The sequence below is a fragment of the Terriglobia bacterium genome (assembly GCA_032252755.1).
Taxonomy (GTDB): domain Bacteria; phylum Acidobacteriota; class Terriglobia; order Terriglobales; family Acidobacteriaceae; genus JAVUPY01.
Window position 1 is genome coordinate 14215 of sequence record JAVUPY010000018.1, and the last position, 17219, is coordinate 31433.

The window sequence follows — 17219 nt, forward strand, 5'->3', positions numbered from 1 at the left end:
ACTCCGCCGTTTTGTTCTTCCGTTCATCCAATCTTCGGATGTTTACAGTCCAAAGTTCGCTCTCGCCAGCAGCGACTTCAATTTTGCCCCGATTCCCTGCTCTTCTTTCCCTCGAAGCATATGGGCACGATGCGCATAGAAGGCCAGTCCAAGCACCGTGCTGAACTCCGGTTCGGCCAGTTGCGCCGGCAATTTCTGCAACGGCAGCGGCGAGGCAACGCGCGCCGGTTTACGAAACACGTCTTCCGCTATCTCCTGCATCCCGTTCAGCCGCGCTCCGCCGCCCGTCATCACGATCCCTGCGCCAAGCATCTCGAAAACTCCTGCGGCCCGCAGATTATCCCGCAGCATCTCGAACAGTTCGCGCGCTCTCGGTTCGAGAATTTCTCCCAGCATCCGCTGTTGCATAAGCCGTGATGGCCGATCGCCCACAGATGGAACTTCAATCTCATTTTGCTCAGGAATCGCAGTGACCACCGCGCACCCAAACTGCTTTTTGATTTTCTCGGCATCGGTCAGCGGCGTCCTCAATCCCACGGCAACGTCGTTCGTGAAATGATCGCCGCCAATAGGCACTACCGCCGAATGAATTGCGACGCCTTCATGGAAGACGATCACGTCGCTGCTGCCCGCGCCGATATCGACCAGGCAAACACCCAGTTCGCGATCGTCGCCTCGCAAGGCCGCATCCGCGCTGGCCAGAGCCTCGTAAACCGTGTCGTCCACCTGTACGGAAGCCCGGTTCACCACCGTGACAACGTTCTGCGCCGCGCTCGCCGCCGCGGTCACCATGTGCACGCGAACCTCGAGTTGACGCCCGACCATTCCCGCCGGATCGCGCAACCCGGCTTCGCCATCCAAAATGAATTCTTGCGGAAGCAGGTGCAGCACCGTGCGGTCTTCCGGCAACGGAATTGCCCGCGCGCGATCGACCGCCAACCGCACATCCTCGCGCGAAATCTCCCGCGGTCGCGAACCCATGCTGATGCCGCCCTGGCTGGTCAGTCCGCGAATATGCGACCCGGATACCCCAACTACCGCGCTCTCCAGCGGCGCCTCTGCAGACTGTTCCGCATCGTCCATCGCCTTCTTTACCGAGCCAACTGCTTTATCGAGGTCAACAATTACGCCCTTGCGCGACCCACGCGACTCCGCGATGCCATGGCCGCAGTACCGCAAACCCGAATCCGTCATCTCCACCGCGACCGCCACGGTCTTCGCGCTACCGATGTCGATCGCAGTCAGGATGTTCTCGTTCCTTTTTCCAATCTCCGGCAAAACCTTCCCCGCTTCTATTGCAATCTATAAATGCTCAACCCAATTAAATCGCCATCCTGAGCGGAGCGAGTGATCGCGCTGCGATCGCGCGCGTCGTCGAAGGACCTGAATTTCTCACCGCCTCTTCCTCGCCGCACTGCTCTTCACCTTCTTCGCTCCGGACTTCGGCACCATCATCGCCTTTGGCAACGCACCTCCGCCGGAATCTTCATTCAGGATCACCTGGTGCTCGTACCGCAAATCCACCGACTGCAAGTTCGCGTGTTGCTGCTGCCACTCCTTCACGTGTGTCTTGAACAGGTTAAACCGGTCGAGAAAATCCGAACCGCCCAGGTGGACCAGGATGCTCCGCTCGTCCTCTGCAACCGTCACCTTCACGTCCTCCGGATCCGACAGATCAACTTCATTGAGGTCCAGTGAATTCTTCTCGCCTGTCGAATCCAAGTCGCTGATCAGCTTTTGATAGATCTTCATTCGTCCGGCACGAGTCGAAAGCGGATCGCTGTCGCGCATCCCAACTATCACCGGGAATGTCCAGTTCGCGCGTGTGCCCACTGGGATATCCATCACCACGCCCTCGGCGTCGATCAACCCAATACGCTGGCCGAACTGTACGAATGCCACCGGCGTGCGCTCCTGGATATTCACCCGCAGATGATTCGGCAGCAATCGCATCACGCTAGCCGACTGCACCCATGGAATCTGTTCAAGTGCTTTCCGGCGATCGTCGAGCGGAACGAAATAAACATTCCGTCCGATATCCCCGCCCATGACCTGCAAAATTTGCGCTCGCGAGACGTGCTTGTTTCCCGTGATCTGAATGTCATCGCTCGACTGGATGCGGAACCGCGGCGAGTGTTTGCCGTAGGAATAGAAATAGGCCGCGACCGTTCCCACCGCGCCCACCACAATCAACGCAATAATCGCGATCCTCAGTCGATGCGCGACCTTCTTCGTAACCGTCCCACGACGCACCGGGACACGCCGCGGCGCGCGCCGGAACTGCTGGCCGTCGCCTTCGTCTTCATCGAGCCCTGCAAACCGATTATCGAGATCATCGTCCACACCCGCCGACGCACGTTTCGTCGAGCGACGAAAACTCCCGCCGTTTCCGCGTTCATCGTCGCGAGAAACCGGCGTCGATTCATCGTCGGGCATGATCGGGCCTTGATTACGAACCATCAGAACGGGTTGTCGCCATCTGCCAACGCCTCTTCCAAAACGTCAGCAAGAAAATCGCCACGTTTTGTCACTATACCCGGTTTTGTCTGGATAATGGAGCAGGAATTTGCCCGAGAATCGCCGAAATCAGTTGTGGAAATTTCGATCTGAAACAGAAATCGTGCAATCGGGTGATCCCGCCATCCGACCATTGATTTTCAATCGCACGGTGATCCGTTGGCACGATGGTACGATCAAAAAAACAAGCCCCCCCTTTCCGGAGGCTTTGCTAATCGTTATGGCTAATTGCTTCCTATCCATGCATCTTCTTCAAATCTTTCTTCGCCTGCTCGAATCCCGGATCCATCTTCACCGCGGTATTCAACTCCGCAATCGCTTCCGGTCGCCGGCCTTCCTTGTCCAGAACCTGGCTCAGCCGCCAGTGCGCATCCGGAAGTGAAGGCGCATTCCCTTCCGCTTCCTGTCCCATGTATTTGCGCAGATACTGTTCCGCGCGACTCAGATCCTTGCCTGAATTCAACAGCGCTAACCCCGCCTCGTAGTAAGGCTGAAGATTGTCCGAAACCTCCCGTTCCGACTCACTCAATAACCGATCCAGTTGCGCCCACTGCCCGCGCGTGGCATAAATCTTCGCCAACCCAACATAGCCATCGATCCGGGTCGGCATTACTTTCGTCGCCGCCCGATACTGCTCTTCCGCCTGGTCGAACCTCTTCTCGCCGTCATAGAACTGCGCCAGGCTGATGCGCGCATCATAGTTCTTCGGGTCCGATTGGATCGACTTGTTGTAATTGCTTTCGACGTCTCCCGTTCTCTTCTCGTCCGCCGCAATCACTGCCTGTGCCACATAGCCTTCCGACGCGTTCAACTTTCCTATCTCGGCCGCCATCTCTCGCGCCTTGGCCTTGTCTCCGCCCATGAACGATGGCGCCATCCAGTAGTACTGCAGCAACCCCCAACGCGCATCCAGGTTCGCGGGCTCCAATTGGAATGCCGTCTCCAGTTCCTTGTGGATGTTCCGCGCCAGCATCGCCTGCTTCAGCATGTTCGACTGCTGCGCCACCCGTCCCTGCAACTCCGCCAGGGTCAGAAGGTAGTCGGCCTTACTCGGCGCAAGTTGCACCGCTTTTTGTGCGAAATTGATCGCACCCGGCAGATCACCGAACGCCCGATGAATCCGCGCCATCAGCCAGTTCATTTCTGCGTTATTGGGATTCGCCTGTAATTGACGATCAACCAGGGCTCGGGCCTGCTTGAAGTGCCCGTCGTCAACCAGTTGCTCCGGCGTAGTAGCCGACGCAACCGTCGCGACAGCTAACACCAGGGCGAGGAGCGCCGGGAGGCGCAGCCGTCCTGTCATTTTTTCAACTCCAGTGAAACGAAATTTCCCTCTTCAAGAATAACCCGGAACCACACGGATATTCTCCCGTATGTAATGAATCAGAATGGTACTTAGGTACAATTTCGAGACCTGGTACCTCCGGTACTACCCACTTTGGCTCTTATTCATCCGCGAAAATCCGAGGTTCAAGAATAAGGGCCACCTCTCGGCGGCCCACCTTCCCTCAGGAGGAAAAGCCTACTGCGCTAAAGTGTGCAAACCTCTCTCTACCTGGACCTGAATGTCACTCGCGCTCGGCACCTTGACTTCATATTTGTGGGAGATATGCCTCATCACCCGCTTCAGTTCCAACTCGCGAAGCCGTTGCGCCTTGTCGAACTCTGCCCGCTGCATCCGTAACTGCTCCCGCTGGGCCGCCGGAATATACGCCATCGCATCCTGCCCATATGGAGCGTACACCGTCGGCGGTATCGCAATCGCCGGCGCTGCGAGGCTCGCCAGCGTGGGCTCGGGTGCCGGCTTTACCTTGTCCGAAACCTGCTCCGTCCGACGCACTTTGCGCTCCGGCGCCGACTTCGGCTGTGCTACACCCCCCTTTTTGCAGGGCTTCACGATCTCCGCCTTCAGCGGTTCATTCACATTCTCCAGCGGATTCGTCGCGCTTGCACCCGTTTGCGGCCGGCGTGACGCTTCCGCCAGTAGCCTTAAACCGTTATCCGTATCTCCCGCCGCGATCTTCATCTGTCCCTGAAGAAATAGAACCGCCTGACTCCTCAACCCAGCGCGCCCCGCGGTCATCAACCCCAGCACCGCCACCCCCGCCGCGACCGTCGTTACCCAGAATCCGCCGCGATTCATATACGACTCCTTCTCATCTGACTGTCAGACGTAACGCGGGGCCGCTGGTTAGCCGATTTTTCCACTCCCTTCTCTTTTTTGTCTGTCACATTCCCTCGTGACGGGGCTCACCTACAGGGGCGTTACAAGTACCTAGGATTTCACTAATTGTGCGGTCAGTGTTTGGGGTTAGTGTGCCTATTCGAGGTGTCGCTGGGAGGAGAGCTCATATGAGTCGACGACTCTGCGCTTTTCTGGTGTCACTCCCCTTATTCGGCTTGTGGGTCTCTTGTGGCTCCTCCGGAGGAACCGCACCACCGCCGCCACCGCCGCCACCGGCCAATGCTCAATATGTCGTCCTGGCTTGGAGTGAACTTGGCATGCATTGCATGGATGGAAAGGACTATTCTGTTTTCGCCGTCCTGCCCCCCTACAACACCGTACATGCCCAAGTCCTTAAGAAGGGGGCTCCACCGACGCTGGTTCATTCCGGCATCACCGTAACTTACGAAGCCGTTGCCGACACTGCTGGCTCCATCAATACTGGCAGCGCAAGCAAGACGAATTTCTGGACCTACGTGAATATCCTTTTTCACGCCAATGTCGCTCCCGACACTGGCCTGACTGGCAACAAGACTCAGTCCACCACTCCTCAACCCTTTATTTTCGACAGTGCCTCAGCAACCTGGCTCGCTCAGGCCATCCCTACCGTCCCCTACGACGACGCAGGAGCCTCCAAGCCTTACCCGATGGCGAAGGTTGTTGTTCGAGACTCAAGTAACAACCTCCTCGCATCTACAACTGTCGTTCTCTCCGTCAGCGATGAAATGCGGTGTTCCACCTGCCACGCTTCCGGCAGCGATCCCGCTGCACAGCCCACCGCCGGTTGGGAAAACGATCCCGATCCAGCCAAGGACGTCAAGTGGAACATCCTGCGATTCCACGACCAGAACGTTCCCATAGCCTCCATGCTTCCGGCCTTGCAGGCCGCCGGATACTCCTACCAGTCCAGCCTTTACCAGACCGCCAAGGCTGGCACTCCCATTCTCTGCGCCGCATGTCACAAATCGAACGCGCTCGGAACCACGGGAATCAGTCCAGCCGCGCCCCTAACATCCGCGATGCACGCCCACCACGCAAGTGTCGTCAACCAGTCCACCGGCGTTACCTTGGACAACGCGACGTCTCCATCTGACTCCTGTTATCTCTGTCATCCGGGAGCCACAACTAAATGCCAGCGCGGCGTTATGCGTGCCGTCGCGTGCTATGACTGCCATGGCAACCTCTCAGCCGTCGGTGACCCCGCCCGGGAAGGATGGCTCGACGTTCCCACCTGCCAGATGTGCCATAACAACGGACAGCGTTATACAACAACGTTTAGTTCACCCGGGGTTTGGCGAACCACCAGCGACACCACGTTCGCCACCAATCCAAATGCCCCGCTCGCAGGCAAGTCGCTTTTCCGTTTCAGCACCGGACACGGAAATACCTATTGCGCCGGTTGCCACGGCTCTCAGCACGCGGAAGTCGCCACCGTTCAGCCCAATGACAACTTGGCTCTAACTTCTCTTCAGGGTCACGACGGCAAGCTCATCGAATGTGCCGCCTGCCACACGGATACTGCCGTTTCGAACAATGCAGGGCCTCATGGCCTCCACAGTGTTGGGCAGACCTGGGTGGATCAGCACCACAATTACGCGGAATCCAATTCCACACAGTGCACTGCGTGCCACGGATCTGACTACAAAGGAACCTTCCTCTCCCAGACCGCAGCCACCCGATCATTTAAAGTTGAGAGCGGAACGAAGTCTTATCCCGCCAAGACCAACGTCAGTTGCTACGATTGCCACGACGGCCCCGGCGGGGGATAACCTCGGACTCTTCAAAACTCGCACTCGAACCGAGCGTAACTGCTCAGTGCAAGTCTGCTCATCGCTAGTTTCTTGTAATGCCATCTGCGATACACTTGAAACAGTTCGTCCGAGCACGGCGGGCCCGTAGCTCAACGGTCAGAGCAGAGGACTCATAATCCTTTGGTTGTAGGTTCGAATCCTACCGGGCCCACCATTACATCAGTTTGGCCGTCAAGGACTTATCGGGGCCGGAAGTTTGGCTCTCGGCTTGCTGTTGACTCAAATTGTGCTCGGAATGTGAGCAATCAGCACCGGCGTTCTAGTTCTTCCTCTTCTCGCCGCAAGACTTCGAGCTTCTCGTTATTCATGGCCCCACCGCCTCCAGTCACATTCTAGACGATAGATGGCGCGGAGAACGTACGGGCTGTTATCACTCTCTTATGCTGCTGGAAAGCGTCGTGGGGTTTCAGGAGTAGCACTGACGCTCATTTGAGCCAGCAACTCGGTTGGGTGAATCGGCTTTGCCAAACAGGTGAACGAATATCCAGATTGCCCTGCTATATCCAACAAATCACCCGTAGCGGCATTCCCAGAGATTAAAATCACCTTGCAAGTTGGGACTAACTGTTGTGCTGCGACAGCTAGATCGATCCCGGTGCTGCTCTGGTTCAGAATCACATCGCTGACCAGAAAGTTAGGACGGAAGGTCTTCAGGATTGTGATGGCATCATCGGCTGAGTAGCAGGCGACAGCCTCGAAGTCGTGGTTGTTGAGAACGAGCGCCAGCGTATCAGCGATGAGTCGTTCATCGTCTACGACAACCACGATGGGGCGAATCTCCGTCATAGCGCGGGCTGTAGAGAGATGAAACCGGCCTCGCTAGTCTGATGCAGATTCCCGAGGTGTTGCCGCCCCGAAACTCGCGTCCGAAGCGGGTTTACGGCATGGAACAATGGCTGTGATCAGGATTCTTGGGCGTTCGCAGCTTATTCTTCCCCAACCACATACCAAACTGACCGATACCATTTCTGCGAAAGACCGCTCCAGATAAGCGTTTTTACGCCTGCCAGCACCTTTATTACTTGAATTCACAGCACGATTCGTGATTACCTGCGGCACTTAAGTGCTAGTAGAGTTGCTGCGCCCTCCTTCCACTTAGCCTTGCACTTCTTCGTCGGCCCGATAAAACCCAAGACACGGAGCAAGACTAGGCATGTCAAACACGGAACTCTCCAAGTGTGCCGCTCCCAACTGCCAGCGGAAATGGCATCGGTTCGGAGAAGGCAAGCTGTTCACCTTTCACGTGAGAAATGGTTCTCCCGATTCGCCTAGCGCTAGACATGCGTGGCTTTGCGAAAACTGTTTTGAAGATTGGGAGGCCACTCTTTATGGGGACAAGATTCTGCTGATTCCGGTGTACCAGAGGGTCAGCTAGCGTCTCACGGGGTCGTGATAATTGATGGGAGGCGCTATGGACGGAAGATGCGCTGCCACAGTATCGCTCTTGCACACAGCACTCAGGTTCGAGCGCGGACAGCCGATGATTTATAGCACCGTGGCGGAGAAGATGTTCATGCAAACCAATGATTCACTGGAGGCTCCGATATTCGAGGAGATTCAAAGGGACTGTATTAACGATTTCTTGAACTGCAACGACTGGGAACCGTTGGATGGTTCTTCGTCAAACTAAGAGCGATCTTTCTGACAGGAGCGCACTCATGATAAACAAATGCGCCAATCCGTTTTGTAAGAATGTGTTTGTGAGCACAACTAGTGGAAGGCTCTTCTCGTTTGTTCCGCCCAAGGGCGATAAACAGGAACACTTCTGGTTGTGTGATAGCTGTGCGAGTTACTTCACGATGCGCTTCGATAAAGGCAGGGCAAGTCTAGTGGAAATAACTCAGCAACCACGCACGAATTCGACAGCAGCATAGAAAGGGTTCCTGCCAGCGGGCTTCGGTCGGCTTTTCCGCGAACCGTCACATACCGCTTCACGTCGTCTGCCACTGCGGTTTCCACCCTCCCTGGCGGAGCGACCTTGCACGCAGCGGAGAACAGCAGGATGCCGCTCAGAACCAGGGAGGCCGGCAAGCTTCCATTCACGCTAGGCATGTTCACTCCACCACGATCGTCATCGACATGCTCCCATGTCCCGCGCCGCAAAAGTGATCGCAAATCGTCTGAAACGTTCCCACGGTCTGCGGCGTGATCGTTACTTCCGCGGTCTTCCCCGGCTCAATCGTCTCATCGAGCTTTAATGGCCGCGAGAAAAACCCATGCACCACGTCCTCGCTATGCAATCGCAACGTCACTGTCTCGCCCTTTTTTAGTGTGATCGTCGACGGCGTGAACCCATATCGCTTCGCGGTAATATCAATCACCCGCGGCCCCTGAGCGTTGACCTTCCGCGCCGCCCCCGCCGACATCAGAATCACGACCACAACCGCAATACCGCTCACCGCGGCCCTCCAACCTCCGACCCTCATATCGCTCCTTTTGGCTTTCAGCTTTCGTTTTGCAATTTTTCCCATGCCGTTTTGCCGTTTCTAAATCTTCGGATTTCTCAACATCTGTTGCACCCCATTCACCCCTGACATTTCCCGCAACGTCAGTTCAATCTCGTCTTTCCGTAATTCCTCTCCCGGCCTCTCATCAAGCGACCGAATCCCCAAGTGAGCGAACGGGTGCTCTTTGTCGAACGCGAACGGCTTCTTTTCTGGGCCCTTCTGCGGATCGGGAAATCCGAAGATTAGCGACCGTGCCCCGTAGTGAGCGGTGTGCCCATCGTGGTGTTCGTTATCGCGATGGATATGTCCGTAGAGCACGGTCACGTTGTCATAGCGATTGAGAATGTTCGTGACCTCGTCGCCATCGCTCGTGAACCACTCCCACTCCGGCTTCAAATCGAACAGCGGACGATGCGTGAACACCACGATCGGCGTCGCCTTCGAAAATCGGCGGAGATCTTTTTCCAGCCAGTCGAGTTGCTCTTTCCCCACTTCCGGCTTCGCCCGTGACACATTGTCCAGCGCGACAAAGTGCACGCCTTTGTGATCGAGGGAGTAATACGTCTCCCCAAAGTTCTCGCGAAACAACGCCCCGCCATCGAGTCCCGCATCGTTCTCGCCGGGGACGTAGACAATCTTGTCCGCCTTGATGTTCCGCGCGATCTCGCGAAATCGCTTCATCCGCGCCGCATGAACGTCTTTATCTTCCGAGTCGTGCGTAAGGTCCCCGGTGAACAGCACCAGGTCTGGCCTCTGCGGCAGCGCATTCACTTTTGCGACCGCCTGCTCAAATGCCTTTGTCCCAAGCGGATTCGGCGGGCCCTGAAAGCCTACGTGCGTATCGCTCATCTGCACGAAAGTGAACGGCGCAACTTTCTCTCCGCTTTTCTTGCCCAGCGCCGTGAGCATCTCGTTGGCTGAACCGGTCATGGCCGCCGCCGGCAATGTTCGGTACAGCGCTCCAATCCCAATCGACATCCCCGCCACCCGCAAAAACCCTCTCCGATCCACGTCTTTCATCACCCCTCCACTGGTTTCACGAGTGCTAACCGGGAACGCTGAGATTTATTCCAACCAAGTACGAATTAACGATCTTCGAATCTCCTTCCCTTCGTGTCTTCGTGCCTTCGTGGTTTCTTTTTCTTTCTTGGAATAAAATTGCCCTCTCTACAGTTATGCTTTCACTGGTGCGCGACCGGCCGAATCCCGAACTGTTTGAAGAGCTGGCGATGCCTCTCTTCGACTCGCTCTACAACTTCGCGCGGTGGCTCACCGCCAATCGTGACGAGGCCGAGGATCTGGTGCAGGAGACGTACGCCAAGGCGCTCCGCGGGTTCTCGTCCTTCGAGCAGGGCACCAATTTCCGCGCCTGGATGTTCCGCATCCTGCGCAACACGTTTCTGACCTCGCGCACCGGACTCAAACCAACCGTCCCGCTGGAAGGCGAAGAGGGCCCGGAAACCGCCGTGGCCGCCGACACGCCGGAGTCCGTCTTGCTCGGGAATCTGGATCATCAGGCGTTACGAGACGCTATCGCCGAACTTCCAGTCGCCTATCGCGAAGTGCTGCTGCTCTGTGATGTGGAGGAGATGTCGTACCGCGAGATTTCTGAAGCGCTATCGGTCCCCATCGGCACAGTGATGTCTCGAATTTCCCGTGCGCGCGCCGCTCTGCGAACAATACTCAGCGGCCGGTACGCCAGCAGGGTCGCTCAAGGATAGGAATCGTCATGGCCTGTAGCGAATGGGAAACAAAAATCGATCCGTACATCGACGCCGAGCTTGACGCTGCCGACGCCGCTTCCTTCAGTTCGCACCTGAACTCCTGCCCCGCTTGCGCCGCCGAAGCTCTCGGCCGCATGAAGCTCAAGCGCTCCGTCCAATCCCTCGGACACGCTCATATCCCAACTGCCGAGTTCCGCTCCCGCATCCGCAATCAGGTCCGTGGCCGCAGTGCTACTTCGTCGCGCAACGCATGGCTGGCTTTCGGCCTCGCGACGGTCATGCTGGTCTTCTTCGCCGTCGGCGCCGCTCGCTACTCTGTACGCCGTTCGCAAACCCGCCAGGTCGTCGCCGAAATCACCGACATTCATACTTCCAATCTTGCCGCAGCCAATCCCGTCGATGTCGTCTCCTCGGACCGTCATACCGTCAAGCCCTGGTTCCAGGGCAAGATTCCCTTCGCCTTCAACCTGCCCGAACTTACCGGGACCGATTTCACTCTCGTCGGTGGCCGCCTCGTCTTCCTCGAACGCGAACCCGCCGCAATGCTCGTCTATAAACGCGGCGCTCACTTCATCTCGGTCTTTATCGCTCAGGAGCGCTTCCCGCTCGACCGTCTCGACAGCCCCTTCCTGCCCTCATCCTTCCACATCGAATCCTGGCGACAGGGCCAACTCCGTTACTGCGTCATCACCGACGCCGACCCGCCCGAAGTCCAACCACTCATCGCCCTCCTAAAATCTTCTGCCAGGGAGTAGCTCCCGCAGGGTAACTTACCATTGTTCGGTTCCCGCAATTTTCGGTTCTTCGGGCGCTTTTGGTGTAGTTTTTTCCCTCGTCCAATTTCGCGCGAAATTCTGGCGAGATATTTGTTGAAAACCCGGTCGTATTTATCGGAGTATGATCGTCCCGGTGCATGGGAGGTTTTGTGATGGCTATGAATGATCTCACCTCCGCCATTATCGAGAAGCGCGAGACTGTACAGCGCCTCAAGGCGGAGATTCAGCAGATTGAAAAAGACTTGGAAGTTTTGACCGCTGCCGCGCGCATCCTCGAGCGCGGTTCCGGCAACTCTCAGTTCGAAGCTCCCCCACCGCCCGGACCGGCCTCTGTTCGTGGCATCCCGCAGGAGAGCATCAAGAAAGCTTTCCCCTAAACTGAGTCCGCCAGGCTTCGCTCGTTGGCTGACCGTGTGAGGCTCGGCATTTCCAGGTTCACACATCTTTCGGTTGAGTTGTTCTTATGAGTTCCAAACCAATCCGTCACCCGAGCGCTGGCTCCCTCTCCGAACCGCCGGCGCCCAAGAAACCTGCTGCCTCCGTAAGGGAAGTTCCTCGCGGCGACTTCGTCTCCATTCAAAGTCCCGCTGTCCTCTCCGACAAGTTGGAAGAGATCGCTAACCTCGCGAACGAAGCCACCTCTGCCGACGGGGTTGCAGTCGCTCTGCGCGAAGGCGACGAATTTCTCTGCCGAGCCTCTCTCGGCTTTGCCCCCGAAGTAGGTGTAGTGGTTCAACCCGGCCAAGGCGTTTGCGGTCAGTGTCTCGCTGAGTCCCGGCTTGTCCTCTCGCAAGATCTTCCCGGGGAAGTGAAGTCCGCTCTTGCCGCCCCTATTGTTATTAAAGGCCAGATTCACGGATTGATCGCAGCCTTCTCGTTCCGCCGCGGAGCCTTTGCGGCGTCTCACTCCGACCTCCTCTGCTGTCTCGCGTCCGACATTGCCCAGGGTATAGACTCGCTCGACTCGATCCACCTGGTGCCGCCGGAACCTTTCGAATTCACCCCAGTGTCCGAGCCCGAACTCCAACCGGCGTCTCGCGAGCAGCGCCTCGCCGTCATCGAAGCCGTCACCTCTCCTGATTCGGCATTGCCTTCTACTGCCGGGCCAAGGAGTCAGTCCGCGACCGAACTTGCAAGCCCATCAACTTCTCCCTTGAGACATCCCGAGTTTCACTTTGCCGGCTATGACGACGCAGCGGAAGCAGATGTTTACGATTTCGACGGAAACGCAACTCTGCATCGTCCTTTCCGCAATCATTGGGACATCGTGGTGATTCTCGCTGCCGTCCTGATCGCGGCCCTCACCTTCGGCATCTGGTTGCGCCATCGCCAGAATGAGCCTTACCGTCCCAAGGCTGGCCAGATCACAAATCATGCCTCTCCGCAGTTCACGGTCGCAAGAAGCGCGTATCCCAATACACCCGAAGATTCGAGCTTCGTAAAATTTCAATAATTTCCCGGATATTCACAACCCCGCTACTCCGAACGGGGATAGAATTTAGTCGTGGTTTTCCAGACCACGTGCCCTGCATCCCGGATTCTCGACGCGCGTTCTGGTTCAAATCACATCGGGAGGTTGGGTCATGTTGTCTAAATGCGCGAATCCTGATTGCGGAGCCACATTCCACTACTTGGGCGAAGGCAAACTGTACGAAATCAGGTTTGACCCCAACCATGGTCCGCAGCCATTCAAAATGTCTGCGGGTCGCGCCGAGCGCTTCTGGCTCTGTGACCAATGCTCAAACTTAATGACTCTGGCAGTGGACCCATCGAAAAAAGTCATTCTGATGCCACTGCCCGCACCGCAGCCCCAAGTCAAACGAGCCATTGCCTCCTAGCGAGTTCACAAACAAGCCTCATCAGCCTGCGCTCCGCGCGGGCTTTTCCGTTTGTGCCTTCTTTGCTTGGGCATGCGAGCAGTATGCGGTTCAGCCGATCTTCGGTTTCCAGCATCGTACTTCAGTTCACTCGATCTGCTCGTCTTTGGTTCTAGTAAATCCGGCGTTACCGTCTTGACTTACCCAAAAACCTTGTCATACTTCTCCACCCACAGCCTCTCTGAATCCGCGACTCGCAGTCGCGCTCCCTCGTCGCTGAGGCTGTGAATCGAGCGTGGGGCTCGACCGGACCAACAATTAATTTCTGCACATGCGAAACCGCCGCTGGAGTATTCGGCCGCATAAGTTTGTTCGAATCTTGGGAGGTCCAAAATGGCGAGTTCTTCGAAGATGCCGACAATGCCCAGAATCCTCGCGATCCTGTTCACCCTTACGTTCCTGACTGCCTTCTCATTCGCCGGCGACAAAAAAACCGTTACCGGTCCCGAGGTGATACAGCCGCTGGGTTTCACCGTCTCGCCGCCAGTGCGTAACATGCCGCCCTCGGCGCACCACGCCGGAGAACTCAAGGAAGAGAAGCCTCTGCGCCATCCTCCCGTGCCCTCCCGTACCACGACGTTGTCAGATCCGGTTGTGCAGGCCTCGACCCCGACGGCTCTCGCAGCTACCGGTCTCTCGCAATGGGAGGGATTGGGTTATGACTTCCCCAACTTCACAATCGTCGGCGTCCCGCCAGACACCAACATGGCCGTAGGACCAAACAACATAGTTCAGTGGGTGAACGGCGGCTTCGCCGTATTCGACAAGACCGGCCACAGTCTCTACTCCGTTGATGACAGCACGTTTTGGGGAAACTCGACTTGTAACCAACTCGGAGGATACAGCGATCCCATCATTCAGTATGACAAGGTCGCCGATCGTTGGATCGTCGGCGAAGTGGCGATTCCTCTTTGGCCCGGCCTCATCGGTCAATTCGCCCAGTGCCTCGCGGTGTCCACCACAAATGATCCTTCCGGCTCCTACTACATGTGGGGTTACGGCTTCGGCACCAATCTCAATGACTATCCCAAGATCGGCCTCTGGCCCGACGCTTACTACATCACCTGGAACATCTTCGACTACAACAGCGGAAATTTCCTCTATGCCGAGGACTGCGCATGGAATCGCAGTGACGCAATAAACGGTGCCTCAGCCCCCGGCCTCGTCTGCTTCCATCTTCCTGCTCCAACTCAAACCGACACTTACGCCAGCGAACTCCCCGCCGACTGGGACGGCAGCACCGCGCCCCCCACTGGATCACCGAATTATGTCATGGACGTCGACACCGGAACCGGTGAGCTGCACCTATGGAAATTTCACGTAGACTTCGCGAACGTAAACAATTCTACGTTTACCGGCCCCATCGTCATTTCTAATGTCGCCGCATTCACATCGCCCTGTCTTGCGACGCAAGACTGCATCTCTCAACCGGGCACCACGCAGAAACTCGATGCGCTCGCCGACCGCCTCATGTATCGCCTCGCCTATCGCAACTTCGGCGATCACGAATCGCTCGTTCTCAACCACTCCGTAATCGTGAACGACGCGACCGGCAACCGTGTGGGTGTGCGCTGGTATGAAGTGCGATCACCCGGCGGCACTCCGGCCATCTTCCAGCAGGGAACCTTCGCGCCCGACACCGACAATCGCTGGATGGCGAGCATCGCGCAGGATCAGTCCGGCAACATCGCCGTTGGCTACACTGTTTCAAGCGCTGCGACCTACCCGTCCATCCGCTACACCGGCCGCGAAACGGCGGATACACTCGGAACTCTTCAAGCCGAAACTACCATGATCCCCGGCGCCGGATACCAAAGCTCCTATAACCGCTGGGGCGACTACTCCGCCATGCGCATCGATCCCACCGACGACTGCACCTTCTGGTACACCACCGAATACCAGAAGGACAATCAGCCCGGGAACTGGTACACCCGCATTGGCTCGTTCAAATTTCCGTCTTGCGGACAGACCCTGACGAGTACAACAACAACCCTGACTTCCTCCTTAAATCCTTCCGTCTTCGGCAATAGCGTCACCTTCACCGCAACCGTCTTGCCGAACGCCGGCACCGGAACTGTGACGTTCTACGACGGCAATACGTCCCTCGGAACCGTCGCGATGAGCAACGGTTCAGCATCCCTCCAGACCTCTAGCCTTTCCGTGGGGAGCCACCAGATCAGCGCCACATACGGCGGCGATTCGACCTACGCATCGAGCACTTCGAACACCGTCACGCAAACCGTGAATAGTGTTACGGCTGCGGCCACATCTACGACCATCACGGGCTCGTCACCAAATCCATCGATCTATGGACAGTCCGTCACGTTTACTGCACAAGTCTCAGCCAGCGGAACTCCGACCGGCACCGTCAATTTCTACGACGGCACAACCCTGCTTGGCTCTTCTTTACTCAACGGCAGTGGCGCCGCAACGTTCAGTACCTCAGCGCTCGCCGCGGGAACACATAACACGATTACCGCCGCCTACGCCGGTTCCACCAACTTTGCTGCAAGCGCCTCGGCGAATTTCACTCAGACCGTAAACCAGGCAAGCACCGCCACTACTCTGACCTCGAACAAGAACCCGGCAAACCATCGCCAGGCGATCACCTTCACCGCCACCTTGAGCCCCTCAGCCGCTACCGGATACGTGACGTTTTATGACAACAACGGCTCGACACAACTGTCAGGGCCCGTGGCTCTGAGCGGCGGCAAAGCCTCGTTCTCAGCCAAGCTGTCCTCGGGAACGCATTCCATCACTGCCGTCTTCACCGACCCCAACAATAACTACAACACCAGCACCTCGCCGGTCCTGAGCGAGGTAGTCCGCTAGTGCTTCGTGACTCCAGGAGCCTGCGTCGGCCTCTTGACGACACAGGCTCCTCAACTCCAGTTCCCACGCGATGCGTCGGAGCGTGTCGCAACCACCACCTGCATTGTTCCCGCTGGGTTTGCCTTGCTTCAAAAGAAAAACCCCACTCCAGCAAAGCTGAAGTGGGGTCGCCAAGGAGGTATTCAGCTACCTGGTTTGTCCGGCCGCGACTCCGCTCTTCTCTTCCAGATTCGCCTGTGCGGCTGCCAGTCGAGCCGTCAGCACCCGGAAGGGCGAGCACGACACGTAGTTCAACCCAACCCGGTGGCAGAACTTCACCGACTCCGGTTCTCCGCCATGTTCGCCGCAAATGCCGACCTTCAGGTTCGGACGCGTCGAGCGGCCTTTCTTCACCGCCATCTCGACCAACTGTCCCACGCCCTGCTGATCCAGCACCGCGAAGGGATCCTGCTTGAAAATTCCCTGCTTCAGATATTCCGGCAGGAACTTATTGATGTCGTCACGCGAAAAACCGAACGTCGTCTGCGTCAGATCGTTTGTGCCGAAGCTGAAGAACTGCGCTTCCTGCGCGATCTCGTCCGCAACCAAAGCCGCACGCGGTAGCTCGATCATCGTTCCGACCATGTAGTCGACGCGCTTCTTCTTCTCGAGGAAGACTTCCTCGGCCACGCGTCGAACGATATCAGCCTGGTTCTTCATTTCCTTGATGCCCGTTGTGAGCGGGATCATGATCTCCGGCAGCGCCTTAATCCCCTTTTCGCTGGCGATGACAGCCGCCTCGATAATAGCCCGCGCCTGCATCTCCGTGATCTCCGGATACGTGACGCCCAACCGGCAGCCACGATGTCCGAGCATCGGGTTCACTTCGTGCAAGTCTTCCACGCGCTTCAACAGCGTGTGGAGTTCCTTTAGCTTGGGAGACTTCGGCTTCGTGATTTCCAGCTTCGCGATTTCCACCAGCAGGTCTTCGCGCCGCGGCAGGAACTCATGCAGCGGCGGATCCAGCGTGCG

At 57.1% G+C, this 17219-nt stretch carries 15 protein-coding genes and 1 tRNA gene; 7 read left to right on the top strand and 9 right to left on the bottom strand.

The features are described from left to right. Positions 1-42: 42 nt before the first annotated feature. The 4 genes from ftsA to ROO76_03810 all read right to left on the bottom strand — a co-directional run bounded on the left by ftsA (position 43) and on the right by ROO76_03810 (position 4660). Positions 43-1278: a cell division protein FtsA gene (ftsA, locus tag ROO76_03795; protein ID MDT8067268.1), complete on the bottom strand. Its 1236-nt coding sequence runs from the start codon at positions 1276-1278 to the stop codon at positions 43-45. A 114-nt stretch (positions 1279-1392) separates the two neighbouring features. Continuing rightward, on the bottom strand, positions 1393-2436 hold the full coding sequence (locus ROO76_03800) for an FtsQ-type POTRA domain-containing protein (protein MDT8067269.1): 1044 nt from the start codon (positions 2434-2436) through the stop codon (positions 1393-1395). Positions 2437-2752: 316 nt separating this feature from the next. Continuing rightward, positions 2753-3820, bottom strand: coding sequence for a tetratricopeptide repeat protein (locus ROO76_03805; GenBank protein MDT8067270.1), 1068 nt, complete (start codon positions 3818-3820; stop codon positions 2753-2755). A 219-nt stretch (positions 3821-4039) separates the two neighbouring features. Further along, positions 4040-4660 (bottom strand): hypothetical protein, encoded by a 621-nt coding sequence (locus ROO76_03810; GenBank protein MDT8067271.1) that lies wholly within the window; start codon positions 4658-4660, stop codon positions 4040-4042. A gap of 209 nt (positions 4661-4869) precedes the next feature. Here ROO76_03810 and ROO76_03815 point away from each other — a divergent pair, with 209 nt between their 5' ends. Together ROO76_03815 and ROO76_03820 are read left to right on the top strand one after the other, a co-directional pair. After that, positions 4870-6510 (top strand): hypothetical protein, encoded by a 1641-nt coding sequence (locus ROO76_03815; GenBank protein ID MDT8067272.1) that lies wholly within the window; start codon positions 4870-4872, stop codon positions 6508-6510. A gap of 120 nt (positions 6511-6630) precedes the next feature. After that, a tRNA-Ile gene (locus ROO76_03820) sits at positions 6631-6706 on the top strand. Positions 6707-6930: 224 nt separating this feature from the next. Here ROO76_03820 and ROO76_03825 read toward each other — a convergent pair. From ROO76_03825 to ROO76_03840, 4 genes are all read right to left on the bottom strand, one after another. Further along, positions 6931-7338: a response regulator gene (locus ROO76_03825; protein ID MDT8067273.1), complete on the bottom strand. Its 408-nt coding sequence runs from the start codon at positions 7336-7338 to the stop codon at positions 6931-6933. Between the two features lie 1008 nt (positions 7339-8346). Beyond that, the gene (locus tag ROO76_03830) at positions 8347-8604 is read right to left on the bottom strand and encodes a hypothetical protein (protein MDT8067274.1); all 258 of its coding nucleotides are present in this window, start codon (positions 8602-8604) and stop codon (positions 8347-8349) included. A gap of 2 nt (positions 8605-8606) precedes the next feature. Then, positions 8607-8951 (bottom strand): cupredoxin domain-containing protein, encoded by a 345-nt coding sequence (locus ROO76_03835; GenBank protein ID MDT8067275.1) that lies wholly within the window; start codon positions 8949-8951, stop codon positions 8607-8609. An 87-nt stretch (positions 8952-9038) separates the two neighbouring features. After that, complete coding sequence (locus tag ROO76_03840) at positions 9039-10019, bottom strand: metallophosphoesterase (protein ID MDT8067276.1); 981 nt, start codon at positions 10017-10019, stop codon at positions 9039-9041. Between the two features lie 155 nt (positions 10020-10174). Here ROO76_03840 and ROO76_03845 point away from each other — a divergent pair, with 155 nt between their 5' ends. The 5 genes from ROO76_03845 to ROO76_03865 all read left to right on the top strand — a co-directional run bounded on the left by ROO76_03845 (position 10175) and on the right by ROO76_03865 (position 16208). Then, on the top strand, positions 10175-10720 hold the full coding sequence (locus tag ROO76_03845) for a sigma-70 family RNA polymerase sigma factor (protein ID MDT8067277.1): 546 nt from the start codon (positions 10175-10177) through the stop codon (positions 10718-10720). A gap of 8 nt (positions 10721-10728) precedes the next feature. Beyond that, complete coding sequence (locus ROO76_03850) at positions 10729-11478, top strand: zf-HC2 domain-containing protein (GenBank protein ID MDT8067278.1); 750 nt, start codon at positions 10729-10731, stop codon at positions 11476-11478. Positions 11479-11651: 173 nt separating this feature from the next. After that, positions 11652-11876, top strand: coding sequence for a hypothetical protein (locus ROO76_03855; protein ID MDT8067279.1), 225 nt, complete (start codon positions 11652-11654; stop codon positions 11874-11876). A gap of 86 nt (positions 11877-11962) precedes the next feature. Further along, complete coding sequence (locus tag ROO76_03860; GenBank protein MDT8067280.1) at positions 11963-12952, top strand: GAF domain-containing protein; 990 nt, start codon at positions 11963-11965, stop codon at positions 12950-12952. A 757-nt stretch (positions 12953-13709) separates the two neighbouring features. Further along, positions 13710-16208 carry an Ig-like domain-containing protein gene (locus ROO76_03865; protein ID MDT8067281.1) on the top strand — a complete coding sequence of 833 codons (2499 nt, stop codon included), beginning with the start codon at positions 13710-13712 and terminating at the stop codon, positions 16206-16208. A gap of 186 nt (positions 16209-16394) precedes the next feature. Here the strand turns inward: ROO76_03865 and ROO76_03870 are convergent. Beyond that, the coding region (locus ROO76_03870; protein MDT8067282.1) for a putative PEP-binding protein at positions 16395-17219 on the bottom strand (825 nt) is incomplete at its 5' end.

Bases quoted from the DNA above. Each gene is read 5' to 3' on its own strand.
- ROO76_03800 (MDT8067269.1), bottom strand. From the start codon at position 2,436: ATGCCCGACGATGAATCGACGCCGGTTTCTCGCGACGATGAACGCGGA.
- ROO76_03805 (MDT8067270.1), bottom strand. From the start codon at position 3,820: ATGACAGGACGGCTGCGCCTCCCGGCGCTCCTCGCCCTGGTGTTAGCT.
- ROO76_03810 (MDT8067271.1), bottom strand. From the start codon at position 4,660: ATGAATCGCGGCGGATTCTGGGTAACGACGGTCGCGGCGGGGGTGGCG.
- ROO76_03815 (MDT8067272.1), top strand. From the start codon at position 4,870: ATGAGTCGACGACTCTGCGCTTTTCTGGTGTCACTCCCCTTATTCGGC.
- ROO76_03825 (MDT8067273.1), bottom strand. From the start codon at position 7,338: ATGACGGAGATTCGCCCCATCGTGGTTGTCGTAGACGATGAACGACTC.
- ROO76_03830 (MDT8067274.1), bottom strand. From the start codon at position 8,604: ATGCCTAGCGTGAATGGAAGCTTGCCGGCCTCCCTGGTTCTGAGCGGC.
- ROO76_03840 (MDT8067276.1), bottom strand. From the start codon at position 10,019: ATGAAAGACGTGGATCGGAGAGGGTTTTTGCGGGTGGCGGGGATGTCG.
- ROO76_03845 (MDT8067277.1), top strand. From the start codon at position 10,175: ATGCTTTCACTGGTGCGCGACCGGCCGAATCCCGAACTGTTTGAAGAG.
- ROO76_03850 (MDT8067278.1), top strand. From the start codon at position 10,729: ATGGCCTGTAGCGAATGGGAAACAAAAATCGATCCGTACATCGACGCC.
- ROO76_03855 (MDT8067279.1), top strand. From the start codon at position 11,652: ATGGCTATGAATGATCTCACCTCCGCCATTATCGAGAAGCGCGAGACT.
- ROO76_03860 (MDT8067280.1), top strand. From the start codon at position 11,963: ATGAGTTCCAAACCAATCCGTCACCCGAGCGCTGGCTCCCTCTCCGAA.
- ROO76_03865 (MDT8067281.1), top strand. From the start codon at position 13,710: ATGGCGAGTTCTTCGAAGATGCCGACAATGCCCAGAATCCTCGCGATC.